We start from the raw sequence: 8,984 nt of genomic DNA, 5'->3' as shown, positions 1-8,984 counted from the left end.
GTGCGGCTATCTCCCGAACGTATTCCAGCGCATCACCTTCCCACAGCCGCTTCGCCAGATCCATAGGCGAAACCATAACGAAAAACCGCTACGGTGTCCAGCGGAGATCTGGCGAAGGGTAAGGGCCAGGCAAGGTACTTTGCGTATACTCGGACCTTTTGATCTCTATCGGAAAACGGGTCATGACGAGCAGCGCAGCAACACGCTTCGAGCGCAGCGAACCGGCAACGCTCAACCGCTTTCAGGCGGCAAGCGCGCGCCTGATCCTGGACAGCCATCAGCGCCTGTTGCAGCGGCCGCTGCTGCCCGCCGAGGCTGACGGCGATCCGGCGTGGCGGCTTTACCATGCGCCCTTCGTCGTGCTGGCGCACGATGCTGCGCCCGATCCGGTTTTCTTCTACGCCAACCGCCTGGCGCAGGAGCTCTTCGAAATGCCCTGGGCCGAGCTCGTCTGCCTGCCTTCGCGGCTCTCGGCGGAAGCTGCCTCGCGCGCCGAGCGCCAGCGTTTGCTCGAACGCGTGACGCGCCAGGGTTTCATCGAGGATTACGGCGGCGTACGCATTTCGCGCAGCGGTCGACGCTTCCGGATTAGCGGTGCAACGGTGTGGAATCTGAGCCCGGAGGGGAGCGCGGTGATTGGCCAGGCGGCGTCTTTCTCGTCCTGGGTTCCGCTTGTCTGAGCGGGCAAAGCGCGCGATGTGCACTTCGCGCCATGTTGGGGGACGGTGGAGATGGTGATATTGCTGATGATCGTTGGCGCCTTGCTTGGCCTGGGCACACACGAGGGCATCGGAGCGCTGCTCGGCGCGACGATCGGCTGGCTGGTCGCGAGCGCCATACGTCAGGGGCGCCGCATCGCGCAGCTCGAGCAGGCGCTCGGCGAACGCGCCGAGCGCGCCGTAACGCCGCCGGCGGATCGGCAATCCCAGGTCGGGCCAACACCGGCGGGCGATCAGGCGCGCGAGCCTGCAACGGCCGCGGCGGCTGCCGCGCCAGCGCTGGCCTCGCCGGTCTCGCCACTCGCGACCGCGTCACCGCCTTCACCACCCTTGCCCTCTGCAGCACCGTCGCCGATCGTTGCGCCCATCCCAACACCAGCGGGCGCGGCAGCCGCCGCCGAATCCGATACGCTCGCGCCGGGTGAGCGGGCAACACGCCCGGCGAGCCATCCGGCCGCCGGTCCGACGACCCCACCGACCGATGCGGGCGAAGCCGCAGGCGAGAGTCGCTCGCTTCTCGGTGCCAATACCATCATCTATGTCGGCATCGCCATCCTGTTCGTCGGGCTCGCCTTCCTCGCCAAGTACCTGGCCGGACGCGTGACGATACCGGTCGAGTTGCGCCTGAGCGCAAATGCGCTGGTCGCGATCGTCCTCACGCTGATCGGCTGGCGGCTGCGCACGCGTCGCCCGCGCTATGCGCAGGTGCTGCAGGGCGGCGGAATTGCTGTGCTCTACTTGACACTGTTCGTCTCCTTCCGCTGGTACGGCGTACTCGCCATGGCACCGGCCTTCGTCCTGATGGCCATCGTCGCCATGCTCGCGGCGGCGCTCGCGGTGTTGCAGGAAGCACCAGCGCTGGCTGTGGTGGGCGCGCTCGGCGGCTTCGCGACGCCGCTGCTCGTGTCCACCGGCGTCGGCAATCACGTGGCGCTGTTCACCTATTACCTGGTGCTCGATCTTGCCATCGCAGCGATTGCCTGGTTCCGCAACTGGCGCCCGCTGAACCTGATCGGCTTCGCGTTTACCGGCGGCGTCGGCAGCCTGTGGGGCGCCACTTCGTACCAGCCGGCGTACTACGTTTCGGCACAGTTTTTCTTGATCGCCTTCTTCCTCGTCTTCATCGCCATCCTGATTCTCCCAGCGCGCTCTGCTGCCACGGACGACGAAGACGAACCGATCAGCGAGCAGTGGCTGAACGGCAGCTTGCTGTTCGGTCTGCCGACGATCACCTTCGTCCTGCAACACGGTCTGGTTCACCACCTGCGCTACGGCAGCGCCTTCGCCGCACTCCTCCTGGCGGCGTTCTATATCTGGCTCGCCTACTGCCTGCGCGCGAGCCCGCGGATGCGCGTCCTCTTCGAAAGCTGTCTCGCCATCGCCACCGTCTTCCTCACGCTGGTGATTCCGCTTGCCTTCGATGCGCACGCCACGGCCGGCGCCTGGGCGCTCGAAGGCGCCGGCCTGGTATGGCTTGGCGTTCGACTACAGCGCTGGTTCACGCGCAGCTTCGGTTACCTGCTGCTGTTCGGCGCCGGACTGGTGCTGATCCGCGCGGCGCATCAGGCGGGCGTGCCGCTACGCTGGCTGAATACGACGATGCTCAGCGCACTGATGCTGTTCGCCGGCGCCCTGCTCGCTGCGTTCGCCGTTCGCCGGCAGGCAGCCCAGCCGACCGAGCACCCGGCGAGCAAATTCGGCGTGACGATGCCGCCCGAGCCGATACTCGTCGGCGGCGGCTTGCTGGTCGCGCTGGGCGTCGGCATGCTGCACATCGACGCGCTGCTGGCGCCCGAGCTGCGGCTGGCGGCGGCGATCAGCGGACTGGCCGGGCTCGCGCTGCTGCTCACGCTGCTCGCCGCCCGCCTGCATTGGCCCGGCGTCGCCTGGCCGCTGCTCGGCTTGGCGCCGGCACTGCTCCTGGCTGCCGGCGTCAGTGCGCTGACCCAGGATAATCCCTTCATCAAGAATGGCGGCTGGGCGTGGCTGCTCGCGCTCGCCGCACACCTTGCCGCGCTGCGCTACGCCGCGGCGCACTGGAGCGAGCGCGGCGCGCACCAGGCGCATACGATCGGCTTCCTTGTCCTGGCCGCGCTCGGCGCGCTGGTCGGCCGCGCACTGACGCGCGACCTGGGCGACCTCGGCAGCGCCTGGCCGTGGCTCGGCTGGCTGGCCGCTCCCGCCGCGCTGCTGCTCGCCCTGCCGCAGCCGGCATTCGCCCGGCGCTGGCCGGCCAGCGCCGCACCGGCCGCCTATCAACGCAGCGCCGGAGCAGTGCTCGCAGTCGCGCTGTTCGGCTGGACGCTCGCCGCGAACGTCGCTTCGAATGGTTCGGCGCAGCCTTTGCCTTACCTGCCGCTGCTCAGTCCGCTCGATCTTGGTGTGGCGATCGCCCTCTTCGCCGGCTGGCGCTGGAGCCTTTGCCCGGCCGCCGCCGAGGCGCTGCGCGCTGAACCGAAACTGGCGCCGGCAGCACTCGGCGCCGCTGCTTTCTTCTGGCTGAACGCGATGCTGGTGCGCGGCTTCTACCACTACGACGACGTGCCGCTCCGCTTATCCGCCTGGATCGATTCGCTCGCTGTGCAGACGGGCTTCACCTTGTTGTGGGCAGCAACTGCTTTGGCGCTGATGTGGTTTGGCGCACAGCGCGCCCTGCGCGACCGCTGGATGGCGGGTGCAGCGCTGCTCACCGCTGTTGTGCTCAAACTGCTCATCCTCGACCTGGCGGGCAGCGGCACGCTGACGCGCGTCGTATCGTTCATCGGGGCCGGCGGCTTGATGCTGGTGATTGGCTATGTCGCGCCCTTGCCGGCGCCGGAGAAGAAGGATGGATAAGCGGCTGCTCGGCGTTCCTGCCATTCTTGCCATACTTGCCACTTTTCTCGCGCGCGGCAGCGCGTTGGCCGGCACCACCAGCGACGACTTGCCACAGCGCTATCGGGCCGCGATCATCGTCGAGCAGGCGGCACCCTTCGTCCGCCTGCCGCTGTCGCCGCAGGTGTATGCCAACAGCCGGTCAGCCGGCCTGGCCGACCTGCGCATCCTCGACGCCGGTGGCGAGCGCGTGCCTTTCGCGCTGCTCGCGCCGCGCCCGGAGCAGACGACCACCCGCCAGCAGTGGCGCGCGGCCGTCCTCTACCGCCTGCCACCTCGCCCGGCAAGCGGCGAGTGGTTAGCGCCGGTCGATCTGACGCTGGCCGACGGCCGCCTCACGCTGCGCCAACGCGGCGGGCCGCCGATCGCCGCCGAGCGCTCGCCTGGCTGGCTGGTCGACCTCGGCGAGCGCGCTCCGGGCGAAGCCGCGCCGCGCGCGCTGCGCTTCGAGTGGACTGGGCCGAGCGAGTTCAGCGCGCCGTATCAGCTCGAAACCAGCGCCGACCTGCGCACCTGGCGCGCTGCCGGGAGCGGCCAGTTGATCGCGCTCGCCGCCGCCAGCGGCGCGCTGACGCAGCCCGACGCGCCGCTACCGGAGTCGGTCGAGCGCTTCGTGCGCATCGTCTGGCGACCCGAAGCAAGGCCGCCCGAGCTGCGCGCCGCGCAAGCCGGGCATGCCGACGAACAGCACACGACGCTCGATCCAGCCACCTCGCTCGTATTGGCAAGCAGCCCCGAGCCGGCCAGCGCGTACGCCGGCGAAGACGCCCGGCGCGCGCTGCATTTCGATCTCGCTGCACGCCTCCCGGTGGCCACGCTTGAACTGCTGCTGCCCGCCGGAACGCGCGTCCTGCCGGTGCGCGTGCAGGCGCGCCAGCGGCTCGACGAACCCTGGCAGACCATCACCAGCACGGTGGTCTATCGCCTCGAACGCGCTGGCGGAGTCGCCGCCGACCGCTCGCCGCCGCTCGTCGTGCGCCGCGACCTGCGTTACGTGCGCGCGCTCCCCGACGCACGTGCGACCGCGCCGGCCGCCGGCGAAGTCCGACTCGAGGTGCGCGCCGAGCTGGTGAGCGTCGTCTTCGCGGCGCAGGGCACGCCGCCCTACACGCTGGCAACGGGCGCCGAACGCGCCAGCCCTGGCGCGCTCCCGCTACCGACGCTGGTACCGGAAGCCGACAAGGAAAGGGTCCGTTTTGGCGTCGCCAGACTCGGCACCTTCGCCGAGTTGCCGGAAGCCGCGCAGCAGGACAAGACCGACGCACGCAACGCCGCACTGCGCCCGTGGCTGCTCTGGGCCGTCCTGCTCGCCGGCGTCGCGCTGCTGGCCGTCATGGTCTGGCGCCTGGCGAGCGCACGCGGCGGAGCGCCCCCGAGCTGAACGGCGCCGGGTGCTCTGCCGGGCGAGATCTGCGCTGGCCTGCCCTGCCCGCTGGCGAATATCCAGGCCGCCGAGCTGGATTGCGGTCCAGCCTGCACGCCACTGCGATTCGGTTGCTGCCTGAAACCGCCGGAAGAACACCGAGCCGATGGCCCGGCTGAAGGATTACTGAGACCGATCCCTTTGGCCCAGCCGTCGTGTCGACGAGTTGACGCTGCTCCGGAAGCTTGCGGCAACCTGAGCCGGTCTCGGCGTGTGGCGCGCTTGACGCTTACGCTAGACGGCCAGCTTTCTGCAGTACATCCCCTCCGCGAAAGGCGAGTTGCACTCCACGCCTCGCAACCGCATCAGTGCGTAGAACGTCTCCGCTGACCACCAATGGTGACGCTTACGGCTCGGATAAGCGCTTAGTAACAGTTCCACTTTCCATGCTGCATCTTCGCCTCCCAGGCGTACATAGACGTTCGGCGAACCCAGATCAGCTTCATACTTTGCTATCTCGTACTCAACTATCAGCGCAAGCCGGAATACACGCCAGATGTTTTCAGCCACAGCCCGGTGGTCTTGATGCCGGTCCTCAAGACGTGGGCAAAGTATTAGTCCAATCTCCCTCTCGCCAATCCTGTCGCGAATATCCAGCATCTCCTTTTTGATCAACAAGGAGTTCTCCGGGAGTTGCGTATCCGGGAAGCTAAGAATTGTCTGTTCTTGGCAGCCAAGAGCCGTCATCGCGTGTCGTTCCTCCGCGCCGCGTGTTGAATCATCACCACCACAAAACGTGACCGCGCGGAGGCACGCCTTTGCCTTCGTGTCGCGCATAATGCGACGAAGCAAGCCAGCACAGCCGATCGCGACGTCGTCACAATGTGCGGAAAACGCTAAAACCGTCTTGCCTTCCAGCGACGCCAGATTGATCAGCATTGCCTACAGCTCAAACTGTATAAAACAGACCTGAGTCGTTGACAAACTGAAGTATCTCAGCAACGGTCTTTGTCGTTGCCGCGACCGGAACGGCGACGTTAAAGCAGTTCAGGCGCCCAGTTCCTGCCTCGCCCGCGCACAAGACACGCAATACATCCGGGCCGGTCAACAAGCGGCGAGCGAACCCGTCGCGACTTAGCTCGTCAACCTGCCGCTGATACGGAATCAGCGAATTGGCGTCGAAGATTAATGGCAGTCTCCCAAGTCCTTCGCCGTCAGCGATACCCGCAAGCCGTCCGAATAGCCTATCTGCCGGTTCAACGGCATAGGTGTCGTTGCCGCGGACATACGCGATGTTGGCCGCGGCAACCTTCCTGCATTCAAGCGTTTGAGTGGCCAAATCCAAGGAGACGAAGAAGTAGCCTGACTCAATCTCTTCGCCGTCAAGGCACAAAATCAGTTTCCAGACCTGTGGGTGCGCGTGGGCGATTCTCGCGAGATCAACCTCGAAGACGTGCTCGGTTAACAAGAGCGCGTCTCGGGCGTGCTCGCTCACCTGGGCAAGACGTAGCGAATGAGGATCGATCCCGGGAACCATCAGGCCCTTTTCGACAATGTGCCTAACGAAAGCCTCCTGCGAAAGCGGAGCCGTCCGCTGCGGCGCCAGATAAAGAATCCTCCGCCGATGAGCCTCGTCCTCTACGTAGCAGATAAACTCCTCTTGCAACTCCGCGTAGCAGCAGTCGGCTAAGCTAAGAGTGTCAAGCCCACCAGCCGGCATGGTCAGTCGATCTGGATCACGGCGCGCTCCAAAGTCACGTCGCTGAAGTGGAATCCTCGTCTGATTCGTATTAAAAGAGGCAGCCGCGGGTTCTCGAGTGTCGAAGAGGAGCACGCCCCCAGAGAAATACAATTTCTCGTCGGCGGCATGCAGCGGCGTCGATGAATCTGGATTGCGCTGAGTGAGGCGCTGAAAGTGCTCAATTTCCGGCTGGCGCTTCCCGCGCGGTGTGCTGACGATCTTTGCCAGAAGCGCTAAAGCCGGTCCGGCCACATCAGCAGGCTCCTTTTTGCGATCGACTGCATCCGACGAAAGGAAGTTGATTTTTAGCTCGCCGTCGGACACCTCAAGCTTTGAATGGCGAACCGCGACAAAGCACTTGTCGGCCAGTGATTCGCGGCGCACATCAACCAAGTCCCGTACTGTCAAGACGCGGTCGACATGTCGCTCCACATAGTGCTTGACGGCTTGAATCAGATTGCGCGGCGTACCAGTGTCGAACCACGCGCCAACGAGCGGGAAGTACTTTGCGATCCGTCCCTTCTTTATCTCGTCTTGAATGTAGTAGCCGAGGTCAATGTTGCGCTGCTCGTTTGAACGGCTTCTCACGAAGTCTTCGATCGCCTTCTGGTCATACTTCAATGCATAGCAGCCGGCGCTAGCGAGACTATCGGCGGGCGTCGGGCGTTCAGGCTTCTCAAGAATCGCAGCGATCCTGAAATCCGAACCCGGCTGTTGTCGAATGACACCAAGTTGCTTGGCGAGCCGATAGTCGGACAGTCTGTACGCAGCGTTCACCAGAACACATGTCGGTTCCCGCAGGCTCGCCACGGCTTGCTCGGCAAACTTGCCGAGCGAGCCCTCGAAGTAGTTGTCTCCGTAGAGAATCAAGACGGGATCCCCGCCTCGCAGATTCCCCTCGGTATCCAGCCTCCTCATGCACCGGTAGACTGCGGCGAGCGTTCCTGTCGCACCGTCAAAGATGGTCGCATCGAGGTCGATCTCCTCGTACAAGATGTGCACCCTGCTCGAAGCATCCCCTCCATCCAGCGCGGATCGCTGACTCAGACGGCCTCTATAGCCGGCTACCCAGGGATCAAAGAACTGCCTCCATTTGGATCTCGTGACCACATAGATCTGGGTATCGCCACCGAAGGCCAACACATTGTCCACCAGAACTTCTAAGACCGGTGGGAGTGCGAGCCGGATGAGCGCCTTGGGGTACTCGTCACCCAACAACCTAGTGCCATTACCGCCAGCCAGAATGATCACGTTCAGCACGTCAAATCTCCTTTGTGTGCAACTGCCGTTTGTCTGTCATCGTGCAATAGGAAGTGTGTACGCCGATCCTCTTAACATCCCCCACTCGCGGTCAACAGCGGTCCTCAATTAAACCTTTCCCCTGCAGCGAGTAGTTGAGCGGACGAACATTAGTATAGCCACGGGTGACTCGAAAGGCAAGGCGCTAAGGTACCTTGATGAATCCCATCTTATACTTCGGAGTTCCACGCGGAGAGCAGAAGCGGCCTGCCCTTTTTTTGCTGGAAACGCTGCTCTATTGGTCGAACCGTGTGATTCCCGGTCGGTTGACCGGTGGCGCGGTTGGTTGTGACCTTCTCGGACTTTGTCGGAAACGAATCGAGCCCGACGGGGCTTGTGGCCGAAGCAGCCGTGCCATCGGAAAGTCACCAGACGCTTCCATCGCAAACGGCCCCGAAGGCGCTTGGCATCGTCGGCTGATCCGCGGAGCCCTTCCACTGCCTTAGCCGCGGCTCGTGTGGCCGACGCTGGGGCGACGGATATGGTACGCATCAAGGGGTACAGGTAGCAATGCTCTAAACCTAGCACGCCATAGGCATAATTGCATCAGCGGCCGGCAAATCGGTTGCACCTCGGGCAGGTACCCGGCAGAATGTCTATCCCCTTGATACAGAGGTAAGATTTTATATGCCGAGATCTTTATGTCAACGTCGTTGACTCGTTCTCTAACTTCCTTTTTTCTCAAGCTTTTTTCATTCAGTCGCGTTTGACGGAGAAGGCTTTCTCGCGAACCGGCTTCCTCAGTTTTCCCCGCCTGATGGCCTGCCTGCTCGGCGGATACACGTCCAAAGTGCAGTCCGAACTGGAGTGTCCTTTCGGCAACCCTGCGTGAAATCCCTGACGGCGTCTGGTAGCGTAGGGGCCCCCTCCCTTCCGATCCGGAGCCCTGCTGATGGCCTCATCCCTTCCCCTTGCCGACCCGCAACTGGCCGACACCGCGGCCGCCCTCGCCGCGTGGCGGAGCACCCGCGCGCCTGGCGCCCGCATT

5 protein-coding genes are annotated in these 8,984 nt (G+C 64.4%); 3 read left to right on the top strand and 2 right to left on the bottom strand.

Annotation, left to right across the window (positions count from 1 at the left end):
• Positions 1-182 precede the first annotated feature (182 nt).
• The 3 genes from Q1L59_RS03725 to Q1L59_RS03715 are packed head-to-tail and all read left to right on the top strand — an operon-like array spanning position 183 to position 4,974.
• Positions 183-680, top strand: a complete 498-nt coding sequence (locus Q1L59_RS03725; protein ID WP_300328212.1) for an MEKHLA domain-containing protein — start codon at positions 183-185, stop codon at positions 678-680.
• A 51-nt stretch (positions 681-731) separates the two neighbouring features.
• Positions 732-3,554, top strand: a complete 2,823-nt coding sequence (locus tag Q1L59_RS03720; RefSeq protein WP_300328209.1) for a DUF2339 domain-containing protein — start codon at positions 732-734, stop codon at positions 3,552-3,554.
• Complete coding sequence (locus tag Q1L59_RS03715; protein ID WP_300328206.1) at positions 3,547-4,974, top strand: DUF3999 family protein; 1,428 nt, start codon at positions 3,547-3,549, stop codon at positions 4,972-4,974. The genes Q1L59_RS03720 and Q1L59_RS03715 overlap by 8 nt, the downstream gene beginning before the upstream one ends.
• A gap of 276 nt (positions 4,975-5,250) precedes the next feature.
• On the opposite strand, the gene Q1L59_RS03710 is transcribed toward Q1L59_RS03715, so the two are convergent.
• Both Q1L59_RS03710 and Q1L59_RS03705 read right to left on the bottom strand, forming a co-directional pair.
• Positions 5,251-5,895, bottom strand: a complete 645-nt coding sequence (locus Q1L59_RS03710; protein ID WP_300328203.1) for a PIG-L family deacetylase — start codon at positions 5,893-5,895, stop codon at positions 5,251-5,253.
• A 10-nt stretch (positions 5,896-5,905) separates the two neighbouring features.
• Positions 5,906-7,957, bottom strand: coding sequence for an NDP-sugar synthase (locus tag Q1L59_RS03705; RefSeq protein ID WP_300328200.1), 2,052 nt, complete (start codon positions 7,955-7,957; stop codon positions 5,906-5,908).
• Positions 7,958-8,984: the final 1,027 nt, after the last annotated feature.

The organism is Accumulibacter sp. (assembly GCF_029255125.1).
In the GTDB taxonomy this organism is placed as follows: domain Bacteria; phylum Pseudomonadota; class Gammaproteobacteria; order Burkholderiales; family Rhodocyclaceae; genus Accumulibacter.
The sequence above is the reverse complement of the archived record's forward strand: the minus strand, read 5'-3'. Positions and strand labels throughout refer to the sequence as shown.